Origin of the sequence: Prauserella muralis (assembly GCF_003202285.1) — a bacterium.
Classification (GTDB): Bacteria; Actinomycetota; Actinomycetes; order Mycobacteriales; family Pseudonocardiaceae; genus Prauserella_B; species Prauserella_B muralis.
In genome coordinates, this window is record NZ_MASW01000006.1 from 387,552 (window position 1) to 409,413 (window position 21,862).

The 21,862-nt window shown below is 70.9% G+C and carries 24 protein-coding genes and 1 tRNA gene; 10 read left to right on the top strand and 15 right to left on the bottom strand.

The features are described 5' to 3' along the window. Positions 1 to 9 precede the first annotated feature (9 nt). Positions 10 to 1,665, bottom strand: a complete 1,656-nt coding sequence (gene argS / locus BAY60_RS27255; RefSeq protein ID WP_112284191.1) for an arginine--tRNA ligase — start codon at positions 1,663 to 1,665, stop codon at positions 10 to 12. Between the two features lie 121 nt (positions 1,666 to 1,786). On the opposite strand from argS, the gene BAY60_RS27260 reads away from it, so the two are divergent. Beyond that, a complete protein-coding gene (locus tag BAY60_RS27260; protein WP_112284193.1) occupies positions 1,787 to 2,623 on the top strand; it encodes a thioredoxin-like domain-containing protein in 837 nt (278 codons plus the stop codon). A gap of 3 nt (positions 2,624 to 2,626) precedes the next feature. Beyond that, positions 2,627 to 3,358 carry a DUF305 domain-containing protein gene (locus BAY60_RS27265; RefSeq protein ID WP_112284195.1) on the top strand — a complete coding sequence of 244 codons (732 nt, stop codon included), beginning with the start codon at positions 2,627 to 2,629 and terminating at the stop codon, positions 3,356 to 3,358. Positions 3,359 to 3,377: 19 nt separating this feature from the next. Here the strand turns inward: BAY60_RS27265 and BAY60_RS27270 are convergent, their stop codons facing one another. After that, entirely contained in the window at positions 3,378 to 4,304 is a 927-nt protein-coding gene (locus BAY60_RS27270; protein WP_112284197.1) for a cation diffusion facilitator family transporter, read from the bottom strand. 151 nt (positions 4,305 to 4,455) lie between these two features. Between BAY60_RS27270 and BAY60_RS27275 the strand changes: the two genes are divergently transcribed. Both BAY60_RS27275 and BAY60_RS27280 read left to right on the top strand, forming a co-directional pair. Then, positions 4,456 to 5,934, top strand: a complete 1,479-nt coding sequence (locus BAY60_RS27275) for a phytoene desaturase family protein (protein ID WP_245992832.1) — start codon at positions 4,456 to 4,458, stop codon at positions 5,932 to 5,934. A gap of 24 nt (positions 5,935 to 5,958) precedes the next feature. Next, a tRNA-Arg gene (locus BAY60_RS27280) sits at positions 5,959 to 6,031 on the top strand. A 127-nt stretch (positions 6,032 to 6,158) separates the two neighbouring features. On the opposite strand, the gene BAY60_RS27285 is transcribed toward BAY60_RS27280, so the two are convergent. Then, on the bottom strand, positions 6,159 to 6,512 hold the full coding sequence (locus BAY60_RS27285; protein WP_245992833.1) for an MmyB family transcriptional regulator: 354 nt from the start codon (positions 6,510 to 6,512) through the stop codon (positions 6,159 to 6,161). Positions 6,513 to 6,591: 79 nt separating this feature from the next. On the opposite strand from BAY60_RS27285, the gene BAY60_RS38105 reads away from it, so the two are divergent. Continuing rightward, the gene (locus tag BAY60_RS38105; protein WP_245992865.1) at positions 6,592 to 6,744 is read left to right on the top strand and encodes a hypothetical protein; all 153 of its coding nucleotides are present in this window, start codon (positions 6,592 to 6,594) and stop codon (positions 6,742 to 6,744) included. Here the strand turns inward: BAY60_RS38105 and BAY60_RS27295 are convergent. After that, complete coding sequence (locus tag BAY60_RS27295; RefSeq protein ID WP_112284201.1) at positions 6,671 to 7,591, bottom strand: aldo/keto reductase; 921 nt, start codon at positions 7,589 to 7,591, stop codon at positions 6,671 to 6,673. The two genes, BAY60_RS38105 and BAY60_RS27295, sit on opposite strands and share 74 nt — an antisense overlap. Before the next feature lie 184 nt (positions 7,592 to 7,775). Between BAY60_RS27295 and BAY60_RS27300 the strand changes: the two genes are divergently transcribed. Beyond that, positions 7,776 to 8,657, top strand: coding sequence for a helix-turn-helix transcriptional regulator (locus BAY60_RS27300; protein WP_112284203.1), 882 nt, complete (start codon positions 7,776 to 7,778; stop codon positions 8,655 to 8,657). A 23-nt stretch (positions 8,658 to 8,680) separates the two neighbouring features. Here BAY60_RS27300 and BAY60_RS27305 read toward each other — a convergent pair whose 3' ends face one another. Then, positions 8,681 to 9,259: a hypothetical protein gene (locus BAY60_RS27305; RefSeq protein WP_112284204.1), complete on the bottom strand. Its 579-nt coding sequence runs from the start codon at positions 9,257 to 9,259 to the stop codon at positions 8,681 to 8,683. Between the two features lie 210 nt (positions 9,260 to 9,469). On the opposite strand from BAY60_RS27305, the gene BAY60_RS27310 reads away from it, so the two are divergent. Beyond that, positions 9,470 to 10,450 (top strand): hypothetical protein, encoded by a 981-nt coding sequence (locus tag BAY60_RS27310; protein ID WP_112284206.1) that lies wholly within the window; start codon positions 9,470 to 9,472, stop codon positions 10,448 to 10,450. Positions 10,451 to 10,454: 4 nt separating this feature from the next. On the opposite strand, the gene BAY60_RS27315 is transcribed toward BAY60_RS27310, so the two are convergent. From BAY60_RS27315 to BAY60_RS27335, 5 genes are read right to left on the bottom strand one after another with little or no spacing between them, the layout of a single operon-like run. After that, positions 10,455 to 11,873: an ATP-binding protein gene (locus tag BAY60_RS27315; protein WP_112284208.1), complete on the bottom strand. Its 1,419-nt coding sequence runs from the start codon at positions 11,871 to 11,873 to the stop codon at positions 10,455 to 10,457. A 7-nt stretch (positions 11,874 to 11,880) separates the two neighbouring features. Then, positions 11,881 to 13,536, bottom strand: coding sequence for an FAD-dependent oxidoreductase (locus BAY60_RS27320; RefSeq protein WP_112284648.1), 1,656 nt, complete (start codon positions 13,534 to 13,536; stop codon positions 11,881 to 11,883). Positions 13,537 to 13,550: 14 nt separating this feature from the next. After that, on the bottom strand, positions 13,551 to 13,811 hold the full coding sequence (locus BAY60_RS27325) for a UBP-type zinc finger domain-containing protein (protein ID WP_112284210.1): 261 nt from the start codon (positions 13,809 to 13,811) through the stop codon (positions 13,551 to 13,553). Between the two features lie 53 nt (positions 13,812 to 13,864). Then, positions 13,865 to 14,731 carry an alpha/beta fold hydrolase gene (locus tag BAY60_RS27330; protein ID WP_112284211.1) on the bottom strand — a complete coding sequence of 289 codons (867 nt, stop codon included), beginning with the start codon at positions 14,729 to 14,731 and terminating at the stop codon, positions 13,865 to 13,867. A 41-nt stretch (positions 14,732 to 14,772) separates the two neighbouring features. Further along, complete coding sequence (locus BAY60_RS27335; RefSeq protein WP_112284213.1) at positions 14,773 to 15,243, bottom strand: DUF6194 family protein; 471 nt, start codon at positions 15,241 to 15,243, stop codon at positions 14,773 to 14,775. A 223-nt stretch (positions 15,244 to 15,466) separates the two neighbouring features. Between BAY60_RS27335 and BAY60_RS38530 the strand changes: the two genes are divergently transcribed. Further along, the gene (locus tag BAY60_RS38530; RefSeq protein ID WP_342769791.1) at positions 15,467 to 15,595 is read left to right on the top strand and encodes a hypothetical protein; all 129 of its coding nucleotides are present in this window, start codon (positions 15,467 to 15,469) and stop codon (positions 15,593 to 15,595) included. Then, a complete protein-coding gene (locus BAY60_RS27340) occupies positions 15,585 to 16,127 on the top strand; it encodes an alpha/beta fold hydrolase (RefSeq protein WP_170160572.1) in 543 nt (180 codons plus the stop codon). The genes BAY60_RS38530 and BAY60_RS27340 overlap by 11 nt, the downstream gene beginning before the upstream one ends. Positions 16,128 to 16,147: 20 nt before the next feature. Here the strand turns inward: BAY60_RS27340 and BAY60_RS27345 are convergent, their stop codons facing one another. The 5 genes from BAY60_RS27345 to BAY60_RS27365 form a co-directional block, all read right to left on the bottom strand. Beyond that, on the bottom strand, positions 16,148 to 16,597 hold the full coding sequence (locus BAY60_RS27345; protein WP_112284214.1) for a cupin domain-containing protein: 450 nt from the start codon (positions 16,595 to 16,597) through the stop codon (positions 16,148 to 16,150). A gap of 8 nt (positions 16,598 to 16,605) precedes the next feature. Beyond that, the gene (locus tag BAY60_RS27350; RefSeq protein WP_245992834.1) at positions 16,606 to 17,424 is read right to left on the bottom strand and encodes an SAM-dependent methyltransferase; all 819 of its coding nucleotides are present in this window, start codon (positions 17,422 to 17,424) and stop codon (positions 16,606 to 16,608) included. 86 nt (positions 17,425 to 17,510) lie between these two features. Next, positions 17,511 to 18,344, bottom strand: a complete 834-nt coding sequence (locus tag BAY60_RS27355; protein WP_112284218.1) for a carbohydrate ABC transporter permease — start codon at positions 18,342 to 18,344, stop codon at positions 17,511 to 17,513. Continuing rightward, complete coding sequence (locus BAY60_RS27360; RefSeq protein WP_425466494.1) at positions 18,344 to 19,189, bottom strand: carbohydrate ABC transporter permease; 846 nt, start codon at positions 19,187 to 19,189, stop codon at positions 18,344 to 18,346. Before BAY60_RS27360 ends, BAY60_RS27355 begins: the two co-directional genes overlap by 1 nt. Before the next feature lie 116 nt (positions 19,190 to 19,305). Next, positions 19,306 to 20,616 carry an extracellular solute-binding protein gene (locus tag BAY60_RS27365; RefSeq protein WP_112284220.1) on the bottom strand — a complete coding sequence of 437 codons (1,311 nt, stop codon included), beginning with the start codon at positions 20,614 to 20,616 and terminating at the stop codon, positions 19,306 to 19,308. 172 nt (positions 20,617 to 20,788) lie between these two features. On the opposite strand from BAY60_RS27365, the gene BAY60_RS27370 reads away from it, so the two are divergent. Then, the gene (locus BAY60_RS27370; protein ID WP_112284222.1) at positions 20,789 to 21,835 is read left to right on the top strand and encodes a LacI family DNA-binding transcriptional regulator; all 1,047 of its coding nucleotides are present in this window, start codon (positions 20,789 to 20,791) and stop codon (positions 21,833 to 21,835) included. The last annotated feature ends 27 nt before the right edge of the window (positions 21,836 to 21,862 follow it).

Below are 21,862 nucleotides of genomic sequence, written 5' to 3' on the forward strand. Positions count from 1 at the left end.
GAAGACTTCCTACATCCGGTCCGGGGCGGAGACCCCGAGCAGGGACAGTCCGTTGGCGAACACCTGGCGGGCGGCCTCGCACAGCGCCAGGCGAGCGTAGGTGAGCGGGGTCGCCTCCTCGTCACCCTGCGGAAGCACTCGCGCCACGTCGTAGAACTTGTGGTACGCCGACGCGAGCGACTCGAGGTAACGGGCGACGCGGTGCGGTTCGCGCAGCTCGGCCGCCCTCCTCAGCACGGTCGGGAACTCCCCGATCGTGCGGATCAGGTCCCCCTCGCGGGGGTGCGTGAGCAGGCCGAGATCCGCGTCGTCCTGCGTCCGCAGGCCCAGCTCGGCCGCGTTGCGCTGCAGCGAGGCGAGCCGGGCGTGGGCGTACTGCACGTAGTACACCGGGTTCTCGTTGGTGTGCTTGCGCAGCAGGTCGAGATCGATGTCGATGATCGAGTCGACCGAGTACCGGCAGAGCTCGTACCGGGCCGCGTCGACGCCGACGGCCTCGACGAGGTCCTCGATCGTCACCACGGTGCCCGCCCGCTTGCTCATCTTCACCGGCTTGCCGCCGCTGACCAGGTTCACCATCTGGCCGATCAGCACCTCGACCACGTCCGGGCTGTGTCCCATCGCCGCCGCGGCGGCCTTGAGCCTGGCGATGTAGCCGTGGTGGTCGGCGCCCAGCATGTAGATGCACAGGTCGAAGCCGCGGCTGATCTTGTCGCGCAGGTAGGCGAGGTCGCCCGCGATGTAGGCGGCGGCGCCGTCGCTCTTGACCACGACGCGGTCCTTGTCGTCACCGTGCTCGGTGGAGCGCAGCCACCACGCGTCGTCGGCGGGGTAGAGGCTGCCCGACTCCTTCAGCGAGGTGACGACGTCGGTGACGGCGCCCGAGTCGTGCAGCGACTTCTCCGAGAAGTACACGTCGAAGTCGGTGCCGAACTCGTGCATGCTCTGCTTGATCTCGGCCAGCATCAGCTCGACTCCGATGCCGCGGAACGTCGCGTGCCGCTGCTGTTCCGGCAGCGACAGCGCGCTCGGCTCGCGGCGCAGCACCTCGGCGGCGATGTCCTTGACATAGGCGCCCGCGTAGCCGTTCTCCGGCGTCGGCTTGCCCTCGGCGGCGGCGATCAGCGACTCGGCGAAGCGGTCGATCTGCGCCCCGGCGTCATTGATGTAGTACTCGCGGGTGACCTCGGCGCCCTGGGAGGACAGCACCCTGCCCAGCGCGTCGCCGACCGCGGCCCACCGGGTGCCGCCGAGATGGATGGGGCCCGTGGGGTTCGCCGAGACGAACTCCAGGTTGATCCTGCGGCCGGTCAGCGAGTCGCCGCGACCGTAGGCCTCGCCCGCGCGCAGCACCTGCCGCACCACCTCGCCCTGGGCGTCCGCGGCGAGCCGCAGGTTGATGAAGCCGGGCCCGGCGACCTCCGTGCCCGCCACCCCCTCGGCGCCCGCGATCTCGTCCGCGAGGGCCTGCGCCAGCTCGCGCGGGGCGAGGCCCACCTTCTTCGCCACCTGCAGCGCCACGTTGGTGGCGTAGTCTCCGTGCTCCGGGTTGCGGGGTCGCTCGACCGTCACCTTCTCGGGCAGGACGCTGTGGTCGAGGCCACGCGCCGAGAGCACCGCGACGGCGGACGAGCGAACGAGGTCGGCAAGAGCGGCGGGAGTCACCAGGCGAGTGTATGTGGCCGGGTCGTGACCATCGACGGCGACTGGAGGTACTACGCGCCGCTTACAGCCACCTCCCTACACTGGGCGGTCGACAGGGTCACCCGGACGAGACGCAGGAGCCATGGCCAGCGGCACGAGGAAAAAGGGCACCCCGAAGAAGAGTGCCGTCAAGGCGGCCCGCGGATCGGTGGTCGCGCAGAAGCACACCCCGTGGGGCACGATCATCGCGGTCGTCGCCATCGTCCTGCTCGCGGCAGGTGTGTTCGGCTACTACTACGTCGCCTCCAGCGACAACCGGGCGCAGCGCGAGCGCGAGGAGTCCGCGGCGGCGTTCACGCCGTCCCAGCAGAACCCGGACCCCTCCAAGGACATCGAGGGCGTCGTCACCAAGGGCTACGAGGGTGGCGCGCACGTGCTGCCCACCGAGCGGGTGGCCTACGACCAGTCCCCGCCGTTCGGCGGCCCCCACGACGGGTTCTGGGCGGCGTGCAACGGCGTCGTCTACCCGCAGGGCGTCCGCAGCGAGAACATGGTGCACTCACTCGAGCACGGCGCCGTCTGGATCGCCTACAACCCGGACCGGGTCAAGGGCGAGGACCTCGAGACGCTGAAGCTGAGGGCCGAAGGCAAGCCGTTCATGATGATGTCGCCCTACCCCGGCCTCGACTCCGCGGTCTCGCTGCAGTCGTGGGGCCACCAGCTCAAGGTCGACAGTGTCGAGGACGAGCGCATCGACCAGTTCATCGCCGCGCTGAAGCGCAACCCCAACACCTACCCCGAGGTGGGCGCGAGCTGCGACGCGCTCGGCCCCGGCCGGTTCGACCCGGACAACCCGCCGCCGTTCAACCCGAACAAGCCCGGCCCCGACGCCAAGCCGATGGACTACCAGGGTTCGGAGGGCGCCGCCGAGGAGAACATGGGCAGCGGCGGCCAGCAGCCCGGGCAGTCCGGAGGCTGATCGATGGCCTCGGCCGAGCCCGCGGAACCGGACCAGGAGGGCACCGAGGAGGAGGTCAGCGACCAGCGGCCCGCCTGGTCCCGGTACGTGATCTTCGGAGCCGCCGCGCTCGCGGTGCTGCTGGTGGGCGCCACGCTCGGCATGGTGCTCACCAGGGCCACCGACGAGCAGCCAACGCCGCCGCCCGCCGCGGGCTCGGTGGAGGTCGGCTTCGCGCAGGACATGTCGGTGCATCACCTGCAAGCCGTGACGATGGCCAACTGGGCGCGCGACCACAGCGCGGACCCGGCCGTGGTGCAGCTCGCGTTCGACATCGGCAGCACCCAGCTGGAGCAGGTGGGCCGGATGAAGGGCTGGCTCATGCTCTGGGGCCAGCCCGAGGAGGCGATCGGCGACTACATGACGTGGATGCCGCAGGGGCACGGCCACGACCATGCGATGCCGCAGACCTCCGGTGAGGCGTCGAGCACCGCGCCGATGCCCGGGATGGCCACGAGCGAGGAGATGTCGAAGCTGCGCTCGCTGTCGGGCAAGCGGCTCGACGTGTACTTCCTGCAGTTGATGCTGCGCCACCACCAGGGCGGCACGGACATGGCGCAGTACGCCTACGACCACTCGTCCAACGGGGCGGTGCGCACGCTGGCCGACAGCATGCTCCGCTCGCAGGGCGCCGAGATGGACCTGATGCGCCAGATGCTCGCCAGGCGCGACGCGCAGCCGCTGCCGTTCCCCTGAGCCGCCCGGCGCGTCGGGGTCACCAGGACAGTTCCTCGCAGCGGCGGGCCGTCTCCCTCGGCTCGACCTGCAGCGTGGCGTGGTTGATCGAGTAGCCGGTGGCCAGCAGGTTCTGGGCGGCCACCAGCACGTCCCCGGTGTCGGCATGCCTGCCGACGGTCAGGTGCGCCGAGGCGACCTCCATGCCGGAGGTGAGCGTCCAGACGTGCAGGTCGTGCACGTCCTCCACGCCGGGCAACCCGGCCAGTTCGGCGTTCAGCTTGGCGACGTCGACGCCGTGCGGTGCGTGCTGGAACAGGATGCGCAGCGTGCGGCGGGCCAGCGCGACCGTGCGGGGCAGCACGAACAGGGCGATGGCGACACCGACGATGGGGTCGGCGTATCGCCAGCCGGTGAGCAGGGTGACGGCGCCGCTGACGAGCACCCCGAACGAGCCGATCAGGTCGGCCAGCACCTCGAGGTAGGCGCCCCGGACGTTGAGGCTTTCCTTCGCGCCCCCGCGCAGCAGCAGGAACGCCGCGATGTTGGCAAGCAGGCCCGCCCCGGCCGCGAGCATCACCGGCCCGCCGGGCACCTCGGGCGGGTCGGTGATCCGGGCCACCGCCTCGTAGCCGACGTAGGCGGCGACGCCGAAGAGCAGGAGCACGTTGCCGAGCGCGGCGAGCACCTCCGCGCGGTACATCCCGAACGTGCGCGTAAAGGTGGGCCCGCTGCGCCGGGCGACGAGGACCGCGACGAGGGCCATGCCGATGCCGAGCACGTCGGTGAACATGTGCGCGGCGTCGGAGATCAGGGCCAGGGAGCCGGTGACGAACCCGACGGTGAACTCCAGCACCATGAACGCCGCGCCGATGGCGAGCGCGGCGGCCAGCTTGCCGACGTGCCGGCCCGACGCGCTCGCGGACTCGGCCATGCCGACGTGGCCGTGCCCGTGCCCGTGACCCATGCGTTTCGCCTTCCCTGTCGCCTTCACCCGCAACATATAGCGACATGCGCATGTATGCAATACAGGTGAGGCTTACCTGACAGATCGCACGAGACTGTACTGCGGACATACCCGCCCCGCGAACGGGCAAACGGCGCGTACCGTCGGGGCCGTGGACGCGGCGATCGTCGGAACCGGACCCAACGGGCTGGCCGCCGGGGTGATCCTCGCCCGTGCGGGCCTGTCGGTGCAGCTGTTCGAGGCGGGCGACACCGTGGGTGGCGGGCTCCGGTCGGCCGCGCTCTTCGACAGCGACGTGGTGCACGACCTCTGCTCGGCCGTGCATCCGATGGCCGCTGCGTCGCGGTTCTTCCGGGAGTTCGACCTCGGTGGCCGGGGCGTGGAGATGCTGCGGTCGCAGGCCGCGTTCGCGCACCCGCTGACGGAGGCTCCTGCCGGGATCGCCTACCCCGACCTCGACCGCACGTGCGAGCGGCTTGGCCGCGATGGCCCGCGCTGGCGCAGGCTGATGGCACCGCTCATCCGGCACAGCGAGGCCGTCACCGACCTGGTGCTGTCCGACCAGCGGCACCTGCCCGTGGACCCGCCGGCCGCGCTCGCACTGGGCCCCAGGGTGCTGGCCTACGGCACCGCGGCGGGCGCAGGCAGGCTGTTCCGCGAGCCGACCGCCGCGGCGCTGCTCGCGGGGGTCGCGGCGCACGCCATCGGCCGGCTGCCGAGCCTGCCCGGCGGCGCCATCGCCATGCTGCTGGGGCACCTGGCCCATCGGACGGGCTGGCCGCTGCCCCGGGGCGGTGGCCAGAGCATCGCCGACGCGCTCGCCGCCGACATCGAAGCCCACGGCGGCGTGGTGCACACCGCCTCGCCCGTGCGTGACCTCCGAGAACTGGCCGAGGCGAAGGTGGTGCTGCTCAACGTCAGCCCCCGGGTGTTCCTCGACCTCGCGGGCCCGCTGCTGCCCGAGCGCTACCGCAAGCGCTTGCGGGCGTTCCGGTACGGCCCGGGTGCGGCCAAGGTGGACTTCCTCGTGTCGGAGCCGATCCCGTGGGCCGATCCGGACGTGGCCGCGGCGGCGACCGTGCACCTCGGCGACGAGCAGGCCGACGTGTTCGCCCACGAGACCGCCGTCACCCGCGGCGAACGGCCGGACGAGCCGTTCGTGCTGCTCGTGGACCCGGCGGCGGCCGACCCCGGCCGCGCGCACCGGGGCAGGCGGCCGGTGTGGGCGTACTGCCACGTGCCCAACGGCGACCGCGCCGACGCCCGGAAGCGCATCCAGGCCCGGATCGAGCAGTTCGCGCCGGGCTTCGGCGACACCGTCCTGGCCTGCCGCTCCGTGCCCGCCGCCGAACTGGAGGACTACAACCCGAACTACGTCGGCGGCGACATCGCGGCCGGGGCCATCACGCTGCCGCAGATGCTGGCGCGCCCGGCGCTGCGCGCCGACCCGTACGGCACGCCGCTGCCCGGGGTGTACCTGTGCTCGGCCTCCACACCGCCCGGCCCGAGCGTGCACGGAATGGCCGGATACCACGCGGCCAGGGCGGTGCTGCGCCGGGAGTTCGGCGTCCGGCAGCTGCCGTCCCTGCAGCCGGACCCGGCGCGATACCCCGGCGAGGCCATGCGCTAAGCTGCTGAGGTCACAAGGCGATGGGCCCTCGTAGCTCAGTGGATAGAGCACTGCCCTCCGGAGGCAGGTGTCGCAGGTTCGAATCCTGCCGAGGGCGCCCTCACTTGAGGTGCACGAACGGCCCTTGACCAGCGGAAACGCCGGTCAAGGGCCGTTCTTATCCTGTCCGGCCATGTCCGGCACGGCGATGTGCACCCGACGGCCCCCACCACACATTGCGCGGGTCATGCCGGGTCCGAGACAGCCATCGACCCGAGGATCCGCAGGGCTTCCGCGGATGTCGATCCTGGCTCGGCCATGTAGGTGACCAGCATCTGGTCCGGGGCAGCACCCGGTGTCGTCCAGGCGACGTAGGAGAGGTCGATGTCACCGACGTCGGGATGCCGCACGAGGTTGATCCCGGTGGTCTTCTCGAAGACGTGATGCTCGGCCCAGAGCCGTCGGAACGTCTCGCTGCGGACAGCCAGCTCGCCGACCAGCGCGGCCAGTCCGGGGTTGCCCGGATCTTCGCCCGCGACCTTCGACGAACTTGCCGACGAGGCAGCCGAAATCTGGCCCAGCCCGTGGCGGGAAGCCATCGTCGACTGCATCCGCCGGCGAGCGGTGATCGGCACGCCGATCGGCGAGTATCTGCCGCACCGACTCGCCTCCGGGCGGGTGTGCCTTGTCGGCGACGCCGCCCACCTGCCCTCGCCGATGACCGGCAGCGGGTTCGACGCATCCGCGCCCGATCGGTCTAGCCTTCGCCGCCGCGATCCGGCATGTGCTGTTCGGGGTAGCGGGCGCCCTTGGCGGCCCCCTTCGGGATGAGCTCGTCGATGCGGGCCAGGTCCTCACGGTCGAGCGTGACGCCGGTGCTGGCGATCATGGTCTCGATCTGCCCGGGTCGCCGCGACCCGATGATCGGGACGATGTCGTCGCCCTGGGCGGCGACCCAGGCGATGGCCACCTGCGCAAGCGTGGCGTGCTTCGCGTCGGCGATCTCCCCCAGGGCGGACACCAGCGCTTCGTTGTGCTCGCGGTTGCCGGGCCGGAACCGCGGCATCATCGGCAGGGCGCCCCCGGCCGCGCCGCTACCTCCGATGAGGCCCTTGGCCAGGACTCCGTACGCGGTGATGCCGATACCGACTTCGCGGCAGACCGAGAGGGTGCCGTCCTCGATTTCCCTGCTGAGCAGCGAGTACTCGATTTGCAGGTCACTGATCGGCGCGACGGCCCTGGCCCGGCGAATGGTGTCGGAGCCGACCTCGCTCAGACCGATGTGCCGGACGTATCCCTGCTCGACCAACTCGCTGATCGCACCGATCGTGTCCTCGATCGGCACCTGGGGGTCGAGCCGGGCGGGACGGTAGATGTCGACATGGTCCGTGCCCAGGCGCCGCAGCGAGTAGGTCAGGAAGTTGCGCACCGCCGCGGGGCGGGCGTCCTTGATCCCGGTCGGCATCCCGGCTGGGGTGAGCAGCTCGCCGAACTTCACCGAGAGCACGGCGTCGTCACGACTGCGCTCGCGCAGGGCACGCCCGACGAGGAGCTCGTTGTGGCCGGCAGCGTAGAAGTCCCCGGTGTCGAGCAGCGTGCCGCCGGCATCGAGGTAGGCGTGGATGGTGCGGACGCTCTCGTCGTCATCAGTGTGCCCGTAGGCGCCCGACATGCCCATGCAACCCAGACCGGGTGAGGAGACGGCCGGGCCGCTGCGGCCGAGGTGGCGGGTGTGGAGTGTCGCGGAAGGTGCATCGGTCATGCCATCAGCCTCTCCGGCTGCGCGTGCGCCGACCAGGCTCGGTGTATCCACGGAGAGGTCCTCCCTGGCTATCCCGTCTGACGGGGGCGATAGTGGAGACATGATCGATCGGCACGGGCTCGCGGACTTCCTCCGTCGCAGGCGGGAGCGCCTGCGCCCGGCCGATGTCGGCCTGCCCGCTGGTGCTCGCCGCCGGACGCCGGGTCTGCGGCGGGAAGAGGTCGCGCAGCTGGCCGGCATCTCCACGGACCACTACGCCCGGCTCGAGCAGGAGCGCGGGTCGGCCCCGTCGGAAACCGTCGTCGCCGCTCTGGCACGGGCGCTGCGATGTGATCTGGACGAACGGGACCACCTGCTCCACCTCGCCGGATACTCGGCGCCTCCCCGCCGAGCCGGTCGGCACATACGCCCAGGGCTCCTTGCCCTCGCCAGCCGGCTCGACGATGTGCCCGTCTGCATCTACACCGACCTCGGCGAGATCGTGTGGAAGAACGCCCTGCTCACTGCTCTGCTGGGCTACGGGGAGACCGCACCCGGCCGCGACAGCAACATGATCTGGCGCATGTTCACCGACCCGGCGGGGCGCTCCAACGTGCCCGAAGAAGACTGGGCACGTCTGGCCGCCGTACACGTCGCCGACCTGCGCGCCACGTACTCCCGACGTGGTGGCGACGCCGACGTCACTGCCCTGGTGAACGATCTGATCGAGGCCAGTGACGAGTTCCGCGAACTGTGGCAGCGGCACGAGGTCGGCGTCCGCCGCACCGACCTCAAGCGCACCGTTCACCCCGAGGTGGGGACGATCGAGCTGCGCTGCGAAGTCATGCTCACCCCCGACGCCGACCTCAACCTCCTCGCCTTCTTCCCCCTCGAAGGCACCGACGCCGCCGAGAAGCTCGAACTGCTGCGCGTCATCGGCACCCAGGACTTCCAGACGACCTCGTCGACCGGGGAACGCAAGCCGCCCACGACCACTCCGTGACAAGGCTGGCGTTCCACCCCTTCCTACCCCGCTGCCCTGGGCCGCATGGCGGAGCCCGCCAGCACCGTCGCGGCGAGCGCCATCCGGTGGTCCTTCGTCCACGGCGGGCCCAGCCTCGCGCGGGGTCCGTGCAGCACCTCGGCGGCGCGGTCGCCGAGGACGCGGGCGGCCTGGTTCTCCACGTCCCTGGCCTCGTAGAAGTGGACGTCCCAGCCGCGCTCGTGGGCGAGTTCGGCCAGCACCTGCCGGTACATGACCGAGTCGGCGCGGCTCTCGTACGGCGGGCGACGCTGGACGGCGACGCCGGAGGGGAAGTCGAGCGGCCAGGCTCGCAGCGACAGCGACACGATCGGCTCGGGCAGCGTGGCGGCGAGCGCGTCCAGGGACGCCGAGGTCGCACGGACCGAGGACGCGCGCACGGTGGCGACCAGCTCCGCCACGGCCACGTCGTCGAGGGGTTTCCCGTCGTGGTGGATCGGCGCCGCAGGCACTCCGGGCTCGACGAGCTCGATCCGCCTGCGGTCCACGACCTCGACCTCGTGGCCCGCCGATGCCGTGACGGCCACGGCCCAGCCGAAATGGTGCGCGACGCCCAGGCGCATGGACCGATTCTGCCCGAGCGTGCGTTCCCCCAAAAGCGTCCTTCGAGGTGCCCGGCGACCGAGGATTGCGGTGTACCCGCCACCTGGCTCGGCTCCGTCGGGCAGAATTCACCGGCAGACATGACCGCATGGGGGAAACGCACCTGACGGGCCGGGCCGGCGAGTCTCGGCGCCTCGCGGGGCGTGCCCGCGAAGGACGAGGGGATCGCGATGACCTATCCACCGCAGCCCGGCCAGCAGCCGGGGTGGAACGGTTACGGCGGGCAACCGCCCCAGGGCGGCTGTCCGCAGGGCTACCAGCAGCATGGCGGCCACCCGCACCAGGGCGGCTATCCGCCACCGGGCCAGGTTCCCCCGTACGGCTACCCGCAGGGTGGCGGCGGCTGGGGCGGCCCACCGCCACCGAAGAGCAGGGCCGGGCTCTGGGCAGGCCTTGGCGCGGGCGCTCTCGCCGTGGTCGCGTTCGTGATCACCGCCTTCGTCGCTCCCGGCTTCCTGCTCGGCGACGACTCCGGTGACCCGCCGGGCGGAGCTGGCGCCCAGGCGGGCGGCCAGGGCGGCGGCAACAGCGCCGAGGCGTTCGCCCAGGGCATCGTCGCCGCGTTCAACAACAGCGACACCAACACGCTGAACGCCGCGATGTGCCCCGGCGCGGAGCCGGACGTCAGCGAGGTCATCGGACAGGCGAGTGTCGTGGAGAACATGAAACTCGGTGCCGTGAAGTCCGTTTCGGACACCGAGGCGACCGCGGAGGTCAGCCTCACGGCCGCGGGATCGCCGATGACGGCCGTCGCTGCCCTCAAGAACGAGGGCGGCAACTGGTGCTGGGACGGGATCACGATGGGATCGGCGGGCTCGTCGCCGTCCGTGGGCGCGAGCGAGTCGTCCTCCGCCCCCGCGCCCGGCACCGGCGGCGGTGACCCGGACGGCGTCGTGTCCCGGTTCGTCGAGGCCGTCAACAACGGCGACAAGAACGCGGCCATGAGCCTGGTGTGCCCGGACCAGGAGTACACGGTGGGCACCGACGTCGAGCGAGCCATCGGCGATTCCGCCAAGCTCACCGCTGGGCCCGCAGAGCAGGACGGAAGCGTCTACACCGCCGAGGTGACCGGCACGGACGACGACGGCCGGGTCGAGGGCGCGGTCGGCGTGAGCGACGACGGCTGCGTCATCGGGCTCGTGCTCTTCTGACGGTTCAGGCCAGGGGCAGGCGAACCTGGAACCGGGTGTCGCCCGGTTGGGACACCACACGCAGGTCGCCGCCGTGGCGGTTGACCACCACCCGCCACGACACGTCGAGTCCGAGCCCCGTGCCCTCGCCCACCTCCTTGGTGGTGAAGAACGGCTCGAACACCCGCCGCCGGAGCTCCGGCGGGACGCCTGGACCCGTGTCGACGATCTCGACCAGCGCGCTGTCCCCGTCACGGGCGGTGCGGACGGTCACCGTGCCGGTGCCGTCCCCGCGGCCGGTGACGGCGTCGACGGCGTTGTCGATCAGATTGGTCCAGACCTGGTTCAGCTCCGCCGGGTAGGCGGGCACGTGCGGCAGCGAGCGGTCGTAGTCCTTCACCACTCGCACGCCGCCGGGGATCTTGCCCGACAGCATCACCAGCGTGGCGTCCAGTCCCTCGTGCAGGTCCGTGTTCTGGTGCGGCGTGCGGTCGAGCTGCGAGTACTGCTTCGCCGCGCCGACGAGCGCCGAGATCCGGTTCGTGCTCTCCTTCACCTCGATCAGGAGGTTCTCGGTCTCCACGGTGTAGGACAGCCAGCGCAGCGCGGCCTCCAGGAACCCGGGATCCACCGCGTTCGCGAGTTCGTCCAGATCGGACGTCGTGATGCCGGCGGCGACGAACACGGGCGCCAGGTCCCAGCCGCCGCCGACGTCGCGCTCCTGAAGCCACTCCCCGAGTTCGTCCTCGCGGTCGGCGACCTCCATCGGCGTCAGCGGCGGCGCGGTCGCGATCCGCTCGATGAACCGTTCCTGGATCTTCGTCAGCCGGTGCAGTTGCAGGCCGTCGAAATGCCCGTCGGCGAGCAGCGCCAGCTTGTGGCGCATACCGGCGAAGCGCTCCCGCAGCGTCTCCGTCGCGCGAACCGCGGCCGCCGCCGGGTTGTTCAGCTCGTGCGTGAGCCCGGCGGTCAGCTTGCCGAGCGCGAGCAGCCGCTCCCGCTGCCCCACCAGCTCGTTGGCGTTGCGGATGCCGACGAACATGCCCTGCAGCAGGTGCACCGCCATCGGGAACCACTGCCGGAACCGCACCGCGAACTCGGCCGCGGGCAACGCCAGGAACTCGGCGTCGGTGAGCGCACGGATCGTCGCCCCGTACTTCTGCTCCACCTGGTCGCCCAGGTAGAACTGCGTGGCACCGGAGTACACGCCGGGCTGGTCGGTGCGCGTCACCTCCACCTCGTCCCCGCGCACGGTGCGCACCATGCTGAGCATGCCGGACAGCAGGACGTAGAAGCACTCGGCGGGCTCGCCCTCGGCCGACACCACCTCGCCCGCGCGGTAGGACACGACGTCCCCGTTGCCGGCCACCCAGGCCAGCTGGTCGTCGTCGAGATCGGCGAAGAGGAACAGCTCGCGCAGCCGGGCCGGTTCGAGGTTCGTCATGGGTTCGTCACCGCTCTTCCAGGTACCGGTGCACGAGGGTCACCGCCATGGCGCCCTCGCCGACGGCCGACGCGACCCGCTTCACCGACTGGGCGCGCACGTCCCCTGCCACGAACACCCCCGGCACGCTCGACTCGAGATAGAAGGGGTCGCGGTCCAGCGGCCACCCGCTCGGGCGGGCGCCGTCCACCAGCAGGTCCGGCCCGGTCCAGACGAACCCGCGCTCGTCGCGCGCCACCACGCCGTCCAGCCAGCCGGTGCGCGGCGCGGCGCCGATGAAGACGAACAGGTGGCTGGTGCCGACCGTCTCCGACGTGCCGTCGCGGTGGTCGAGCCGCAGCTGCTCCAGGTGCCCGTCGCCCCGCGCCTCGCCGACGGTCGTGCTGGTGCGCACCCGGATGTTGTCGATCGCCTCGATCTGCTGGATCAGGTAGTGCGACATCGACGACTCCAGCGACTCGCCGCGCACCACCAGCGTCACCGACCGCGCGTGCCGGGAGAAGAACACCGCCGCCTGTCCCGCCGAGTTCGCGCCACCGACGATGTAGACGTCGCTGCCCACGCATTCGGGCGCCTCGGTGTTGGCCGACCCGTAGAACACGCCCCGCCCGGTCAGCTCGGCGACGCCGGGCGCCGTCAGGCTGCGGTACGAGACGCCGGTCGCGAGGATCACCGCGTGCGCCGCGATGCTCGACCCGTCGCCGAACCGCACCGCCCGCGCCGAACCCTGGACCTCCAGGGCCGTCACGTCCCGTGCGGTGAGCATCTCGGCGCCGAACTTCACCGCCTGCCTGCGCGCACGGTCGGTGAGCTGCGCGCCGGACACGCCGTCGGGGAAGCCGAGATAGTTCTCGATGCGACTGCTCTGCCCGGCCTGCCCGCCCGCGGCCTGCCGTTCGACCAGCACCGTGCGCAGCCCCTCGGACGCGCCGTACACCGCCGCGCCGAGGCCCGCAGGCCCGCCACCGACGACGATCAGGTCGTAGAAGTCGGTGGCCGGGTCCACGGTGAGGCCGACGGCGGCGGCGATCTCGGCGTCGGACGGCGTGAGCAGGGCCCGGCCCCCGGTGGTGATGACCACCGGGATCTCCGTCGGGTCGGCCGCCGCCGCGTCGAGCAACCGGCGGCCCTCGGGCTCGTCGATCGTGTAGTACCGGTAGGGCACGGCGTTGCGGGCGAGGAACTCCCTCGCCGCGAAGGTGGGTGCCGACCACCGGTGGCCCACGATCTTGATCTCCTCCACCGCGCTCGCCGCGGTGGACCGCCACGTCTCGATCAGCGCGTCCACCACCGGGTAGAGCTTCTCCTCCGGTGGATCCCACGGTTTGAGCAGGTAGTGGTCGACGTCGACGAGGTTGATCGCCTGGATGGCCGCGTCCGTGTCGGCGTAGGCCGTCAGCAGCGCGCGGCGCGCCCTCGGGAAGAGGTCCATCGCCTGTTCGAGGAACTCGATGCCGTTCATCTCCGGCATCCGGTAGTCGGCGAGCATCGCGGCCACCTGCTCACCGCGCAGCTTCAGTTCCTTGAGCGCATCCAGCGCCTCCGTGCCGGACGAGGCGCGCACGACGCGGTGTCCCTCGCCGTAGCGGCGGCGGAGGTCCCTGGCCACAGCGCGGGACACCCCCGGGTCGTCGTCGACGGTCAGCAGCACCGGTTTGCTCACGGCGGGCGTTCCCGTCACACGATCGCTTTGTCGACGTAGCACCAGCGCCAGCTCTCGCCCGGTTCGAACGACTGGACCACGGGGTGCCCGGTCTGGGCGTAGTGGGCGCTCGCGTGCCGCGCGGGCGATGAGTCGCAGCATCCGACGTGCCCGCAGCCGAGGCACTCGCGCAGATGGACCCAGCGCCCGCCGACGGCGAGGCAGTCCGTGCAGCCCTCGGTGGAGCTGGGGGTCACGTCGCCGCTGAGGTCGGCGACGTGCGTACATTCGGCCATGTGCCCATCATCGCACCCCTGTTCCGGAGCAGGGCGGGTTTTCCGCGGCACGCTCACCGGGGCGCGGTGTGCCGGGTGATGGCGGAGACGACGACCTCCCACAACCTCGGCGGCGGCACCTGGTGCCCCATCCCCTCCAGCGCCACGAAAGCCGCGCCGGGAATCTCGGCGGCGAGCGCCGTGCCGTGCGGCAGCGGGAAGAGCGGGTCGTCGGTACCGTGCAGTACCAGTGCCGGCACGGTGACGTCCGCGAGCCGCAGCTCGTCGCCGTCCTGCTCGGCAGCGATCACGAGGTCGTGGTTGGTCAGGCTCGCACGCAGGTCGCGGCTGCGATCCACGATCCGGCGGACCACGCGGCGCACCCATGCCTCGTCGAAGCCGCGCGGCCCCTCGTAGTCGCGTTCGGCGTCGACGAGGTACTCGAGCACAGCCGCGCGGTCGTCCCACGCCGGTTCGGGCGCCGGGTTCCCGAACACCGCGGCGATCCGGGGATCCATCGGCGGCAGCGGCGTGGGGTCGCCGCGCGTGCCGATCGGGCTGGTCGCGATCAGGGTCATCGTCAGCAGCCTGCCGGGATCGCGCAGGGCCAGCTCCTGCGCGATCCCGCCGCCCATCGACACGCCGACGACATGCGCGCGGTCGAGGCCTAGCCCGTCGAGGATGCGGATCGGGTCCCGCGTCAGGTCGGCGGCGGAATAGGTGGGCGCGCCGACCGGCGAGGCCACCGAACGCCCCGTGTCGCGATGGTCGTACCGGATCACGAAGCGACCACGGGCCGCCAGCAGTTCGCAGAACTCGGCATCCCACCAGTCCATTGACGCCGCCGCGCCGCCGATCAGCAGGATCGCCGGTGCGGCGCGGTCGCCGAACGTCTCCAGGCAGAGCTCGGCGCCGTCGACGGTCATCAGTTGCTCGGTCATGTCAGGACAGACCTGCGCGGCACAGGGAACTCATCGGCGGATCAGGACACCGTGCCCCGCCGGGCCCGCTGATTGGCGTACTTGCGGGCCGCGAACTCGTAGGCCTCGGTCAGCAGAGGCCGCACGGCCTCGAGCGTCTCGTCGCTGGGCGACACCACGCACACCCAGTACTGGGAGGCGTAGACCGGATGCGGCAGTAACTGGTCACGCTCCGCGTAGTCGAACCCGGTGTCCAGCACACCACCCTCGCCGCGCTCGGTCGGCGGTGCGCCGAACCGCGCCGTGTAGGTGGCCTTGGTGACTCCGATGTTCAACCGGTAGGCGCCTGGCCGGTCCAGCGCCGAGGCGGTGTCGTAGGTGTCCCCGGCGACGACCGTGACGAACGGGAACATCCGCTCGTTCGGCAGGTCACCGTCGGGGTCGTAGACGAGGAAGGAGTCCCCGGCGTGTTCCAGCACGCGGACACCCTCGAACGTGGCTGCAAGGTGGCGGGTCAGCTCGGATGCGTTCACGCCTTCAAGCCTCTCATTGAACTACCCAGTGAGGCTTTCTCCGAACCCACGCCTCAGATCTGGGTAAACCCTCAAAGGGCATGGAACGAGCGCGAAACAGGGAGAAGTTCGTCGCGACATAACTCGCCGCGATGAGGAGGCCGCCGCCAGGACGATGAACCGGCCGCAGCAGCGGTACCTGCACGCCAGGGCCGCCCGGCTGGCCGCGGATTAAGATCGGTTCGTGCCGTACGCCCGCGCGGCCGACGACGCCGCGCTGTACTACGAGATCCACGGCCGCGGCGAGCGCGTCCTGCTGCTGCTCGCCGGCCAGGCCAACAACCACCACCGACGCACTCGCGGTGCTCGATGACCTCGGCGCCGACCGGGTGGACGTGTACGGCACCTCGATGGGCGGCAGGGTCGCGCAGTGGCTCGCCGCCGATCATCCCGAGCGGGTCGGCAGCCTGGTCCTGGGCTGCACCTCGCCGGGCGCTCCGCACGGCGTCGAACGCAGCGACCAGGTGCGGCGCTCGCTCGCGCAGCCCGATGCCGCCGCCGCACGGCGGGCACTGCTCGAGCTGATGTACAGCCCCGGGTGGCTGGCCACGCATCCCGGTCCCTATCGCACGCTCGGCGACCCCGGCATGCCCGCACACGCGCGGCGACGGCATCTGACGGCCAGCGCCCGGCACAACGCCTGGGACGCCCTACCGGGGATCAGCGCGCCGACACTCGTCGTGCACGGTACCGACGACACGTTCAACCCGGTCGCGAACGCGCCGCTGCTGGCGCAGCGCATTCCGGACGCGACGATGGAGCTGATTCCCGGCGCACGGCACGCCTACTTCGAGGAGTACCGGGCCGTCGCGAGCCCGCTCGTGCTCGGCTTCCTCGGCGTCTAGCAGCCCGGTGACCGGAGGGCTCAGTACAGCCGGAAGTCGTCGAAGTCGAAGCCCGGCGAGACCACGCAGGACACCAGCACCTCTCCGGCGGTGGCCGGGCAGGCGGACTGCCAGGTTCCGGCCGGAACGAGCACCTGCGGCCGTTCACCACCCTCGACGTCCGGCCCGAGCGTCACGACATCGGGACGCTCGGCGGGGCGTTCCCCGTCGCCGCCGAGCCGCAGGGTGAGGGCGACGCCCCGGTGCCACAGCCACAGCTCGTCGCCGCGCACCTGGTGCCACCGCGACTCCTCGCCGGGACCGAGCAGGTAGTAGATGCCGGTCGCCGACGCGCGCTCACCCGGATAGCCCTCCGGGGTGAACCGCGATGCCGTCTCCCACGTCCTGCGGAACCAGCCACCTTCCGGATGGGGTGCGAGGTCGAGCTCCTGGGCCAGCGGCGGGCGGTGGGCGGGGGCCGGTCCGGACATGGCGCCGCCTAGGGCTTGCGCGCCACGCCGCAGAGCGCGCGCAGCCGGGCCGGGTCGCCCACGGGAGGCTTGTCCGGCCGCCACTGCGACACCCACACCAGGCCCGGCTCCACCAGCTCGAAGTCGCCGAACAGCGCGGCGATCTCCTCACGGGTGCGCCAGTGGCCCAGGTGGGTGGCCTGGCGCTTGTAGTTGTCGGCGATCTGCTGGAGGTTCGACTGGGCCTCCTCGTCGATCTCGTCGACGCTCACGTGCGAGAGCACGAGCAGGCTGCCGGGGGCCAGCCGGTCGCGGTAGTAGGCCAGCGTCTGCTCCGGCTTCAGCTCCGGCGGCATGAAGTGCAGCAGTGCCACGGTGAGCAGACACACCGGCTCGGCCGGGTCGATCCAGCCGCGCTTGACGATGTCCTGCCACAGCTCGGGGCCGTCGAAGAAGTCCCGGCACAGCGCGTGGTGGCGCTCCGGGTCGGCGGTCTCCTCCAGCAGGATCTGGCCGTGCGCGTGGGCGACCGGCTCGTTGTCGATGTAGACGACCCGCGCGTCGGTGGCACCCGCCTCGTCGGCGACCTCGTGCACGTTGCCCTGGGTGGGCAGGCCGCTGCCGATGTCGACGAACTGCCGGATGCCCTGCTCGACGGCGTAACGCACGGCTCTGCCGAGGAACGCCCGGTTCGCTCTGATGCCGTCCCGCATCGCGGGCATGAGCTTCAGCTGCTCGTCGGCGAACTTCCGGTCGATGGCCCAGTTGTGGGTGCCGCCGAGAACGTAGTCGTAGACCCGGCCTGCGCTGGGCCGTTCCAGGTCGACGGGCGGTAGTTCCTCAGACACAGCGCGAACTGTACCCGAACGGGCGATGGCCGGGCCGGGCAGCACGCCAGAGTTGATCTTGGCCATGCTGTCGTCGTTGTCCCGGCTCACCGGCCGAAGCCCGCGGTCAGGCCGCTGACCAGCTGCCTGCGGCCCACGATGTAGAGGGCGAGCACCGGAAGCGTGGACAGCACCACCGCGGCCAGCACGGCCGGGATGTCGACCTGGAACTGCCCCTGGAAGCTCCACAGCGCGAGCGGCAGCACCCGCTGGTCCGGGCTCTGCGTGAGGATCAGCGGGTAGAGGAAGCCGTTCCACACCTGCAGGCCGTCGTAGACGGCGACGGTGACCACGGCGGGCCGCACCAGCGGCAGCACGAGGCTGAACAGCATGCGCCAGTGCCCCGCGCCGTCGAGCCGCATCGACTCGAACAGCTCACCCGGCACGTCACGCAGGAAGTTCGCCAGGATGATCACCGTGAGGGGAATGGCGAACGCCGCCGACGGCAGGATGATGGCGAGCAGCGTGTCGTACAGGTGGGCTCTGGTGATCAGGTAGTAGACGGGGATGATCGTCGCCTGCAACGGAATGGCCAGCCCCAGCAGGAACGCCTTGTACGTCAGCCCGGCAAGGCGGCCGCCGTTGCGCACCACGTAGTACGCGGCCATCAGCGACACCGTCACCGTGATGGCGACCGTGCCGAGCGTGACGACGACGCTGTTGAGCAGGTAGCGGAGGAAGTCGTCCTCCAGCACCCGCCCGTAGTTGTCCACGGTGGGCTCGGCAGGCGGCAGCAGCGGGTTGGAGCTGTAGAAGCCCTCCATGCTGCGCAGGCTGGTGAGCACCACGTAGTACACCGGCAGCAGCACCACCAGCAGCCACCCGAAGGCGAGCACGCCGCCGGGCACGTTGATCCGGGTGCGGGTGACGTTGACCGCCATCAGGCTCCCTCCAGCTGGCTGCCGCGGCGGAAACTGGACAGCCGGGACAGTCCCAGCGCCAGCGCGAGGCCCGTGCCGACGAGCAGCACCGCGAGCACGCTCGCGGCTCCCATGTTGTTGGCGCGGAAACCGGTCAGGTACATGTCGAGCGGCAGGATGCGCGTCGCGTTGCCCGGCCCGCCCTCGGTGAGCACGTAGACCAGGTCGAAGTAGGTCAGCGAGCCGACGAGCATCAGCGTCGACGACGTGATGATGGTGTAGCGCAGCTGCGGCAGCGTGATGTGGAAGAACTGCCGCACCCGACCCGCGCCGTCGATCTCGGCCGCCTCGTACAGCGAGGCCGGGATCTGCCGCACCCCGGCCTGGTAGAGCAGGGTGTGGAAGGGCACGAACTGCCAGGCGATCACGAAGATCACCACGTACAGCGCGAGGTCCCGGTCGCCGAGCCAGTCCTGGGCGAACGCCTCGATGCCGAAGGCAAGGCTCATCCCGAAGTTCGGGTCGAGCAGTGCCTTGAACGCGATGGCGATGGCCGCCGAGGAGAGCAGCATCGGCAGGAAGTACAGCACGCCGAGCAGCGCCCGGTACCGGCCGCGGGCGGCGATGAACACGCCGAGCAGCATCGAGATCGGGGTCTGCACCAGCCAGCTCAGCACCATGACCTGGACGCTGAGCCACAGCGCCTGGTAGGTCATCGAGTCGCCGAGCACGTTGAACCAGTTGACCAGCCCCGCCCAGCTCATGCCGGAGATGCCGTCCCACGACACGAAACTGAGCAGCACGACGCCGACCAGCGGAACGAGCGCGAACACGCCGAAGAAGAGCAGGGCGGGCACGGCCATGATGCCGCTCGGCCCCGTGCGGTCCCTGCGGGGCGCGGGGCCGGTTCTCCTCGCTGCAGCGGGCCGCCCGGCGCGGCGGCTGGCCGCCACGCCGGGCTTGCGCTCCGTGACTCTCGTGCTCACTGCTGCCCGATCGTCTTGTTCATGTTGGCCGAGAACTGCTCGGGCGTGATCTGCTTGGTGAACAGCTGATCCAGGTTGTTCAGCAACGCCTCGCCCTGCCGCGGTGTGAGCGCCTGGTCCCAGGAGAGCTGGAAGTTCGGCGCCTCGGCGGCCATGTTGTACACAAAGGACAGATAGTCGGGGTTCTCCGCACCGGCCAGCTTGTCCTCGATGCCCTTCACCGGCGGCACGGACCCGCCCGAGAGCAGGTTGTCGACGTAGCTGTCGTTCATCATGCCGTCCTTGAGGTAGGACAGTGCGGCCTGCTTCTCCTGCTCGCCCGCGCCGGCCGAGACGGACCAGAAGTTCGACGGGTTACCGACGATGTTGTCCGGGTCGCCCTTGCCGCCCTCGACGACGGGGAAGGTGGTGTAGCCCAGCTTGTCCTCGGCGATGAACTCGGGCGCGGAGTCCTTGATGGTCGGGTAGGCCCACGAGCCCATGAGCATCATCGCGGCCTTGCCCGTGTAGAGCAGGGCGGAGTCGGCGGCGCTGTCCGAGGCGATCGAGTTGAAGCCCTTGACGAACCCGCCCGCGTCGACGAGCTGCTGGATCTTGCGGTTGGCCTCCAGGATCGCCGGATGCGACCACGCGCCCGGCTCGCCCTCGGCGATGGCGTTGAACACCTCGGGCCCGCCGATGCGGTCGACGAGGTACTCCTCCCACATCAGCTGCGGCCACTTGCTCTGCCCGCCGATGGACAGCGGCGCGATGTTCTGCTGCTTGAACTTGGGCACCAGGGCCATCAGGTCGTCCCAGGTCTCCGGCGGCTCCACGCCGACCCGGTCGAACAGCTCCTTGTTGTAGTAGAGGATCACGGGCTGCATGCCGTTGTTCGGCAGCGCGTAGGTCTTGCCGTCGATCTTTCCGGTCTCGAGCACCGAGGGCAGGAACCGGTCGGCGAGCGCCGGGTTGTCGTTGATCTGCCCGGAAAGATCCATGACCTTGTCCGCGTCGACCCACTGCTGGAGCGTTCCGCCACCCCAGCCGAAGATCAGCGTCGGCGCGTCGCCCGCACCGATGGCGGTGCGGATCTTCTGCTTGTAGGCGTCGTTGGCGAAGAACTCCGCGTTGATCCGCGAGCCGGAGTGGTCGGCGTTCCAGTTCTCGAAGGACGTGCGCAGCGTCTGTTCGTCGCCGCCCGTCAGCGCCCAGGCCGACGCCCCGCCGGCACTGCCGGGTCCGCTGGATCCGCAGGACGCCACGAGAGTCAGGAGCGCGGCCAGCCCGGTGGAGAGAAGCGCCGTCCGCCGCTTACCCAGTGTCATGTTGTGCCTTCCTCATCGAAGGTCCGAAAGTTTTCGGAAACACTACGGTGTGGGAGGTGACCCTAGAGCGGCCGCTTGCCAGGAGTCAAGGTGCCAAATAGAGGTCTTCAACAGCTATCCCGCATGGTTATAGTGTGCTGAAATCTTTCGGCAAGTGAACATGGAGGTTGCTGTGCCGGCTGGTTCCAGCGCAACCCAGCGCGCGACGCTGGCCATGGTGGCGGAAGCCGCGGGCGTCTCGCTGCCGACGGCGTCGAAGGTGCTCAACGGGCGCGGCGACGTGGCCGCGGCCACCCGCACCCGGGTCGAGGAGGCCGTCCGGGAGCTCGGGTACGTGCCGCAGGTGGGACGCCGCAGCGTCACACCCGCGCGCGTGGTGGACCTCGTCTTCGACGACCTGGTGAGCCCGTACTCCCTTGAGGTGCTGCGCGGGGTGACGGACGCGGCCGCCGAGTCCGGTGTGGACGTCGTGGTCGGCCGCGTGCCCGCCGACGAGGGCAACGGGCCGCTCGCACCGGAGGACGGCTGGGCCAACCGGCTCAAGGTCAGCGGCCGCGAAGGACTGATCGTCGTCACCTCGGAGCTCAGCCTGGCGCAGGTGGAGGGCTTCGCACGGGCACGGCTCCCGCTCGTGGTCATCGACCCGCTGAACCTGCCGCGGGTCGAGGTCACCAGCGTCGGCGCCACCAACTGGAGCGGCGGCCTCGCCGCCACCGAGCACCTGCTCTCGCTGGGCCACCGGCGGATCGGCTTCGTGGGCGGCCCGGTGCGCGCCTCGTGCGGCCAGGCCCGCCTGCACGGCTACCGGGCGGCGCTGGAGAAGGCCGGGGTGACGCCTGATCCGGCGCTCATGCTGCACGGCCCCTTCAGCTACCCGTCCGGGCTGGAGCTGGGCGGCAGGCTGCTGGATCTGCCCGAGCGGCCCACAGCGATCTTCGCGGCCAGCGACGCGAGCGCGCTCGGCGTCGTCGAGGCCGCGCGGCGGCGCGGGCTGCGGGTGCCGGAGGAGCTCAGCGTCGTCGGTTTCGACGACACGATCATGGCCTCGCTCGCCACGCCCGCGCTGACCGTGGTCCGGCAGCCCCTTCCGGACATGGGCCGCGTGGCGATGCGCACGCTGCTGCGGCTCATCGCCGGCGAGACTCTCGACTCCCATCACGTCGAACTGGCCACCAACCTCGTGGTGCGCGACTCCACGGCCCCGGTCTCCGGTGCGTAGCCGGGCCCTGTCCCGGCCGGGCGCGGA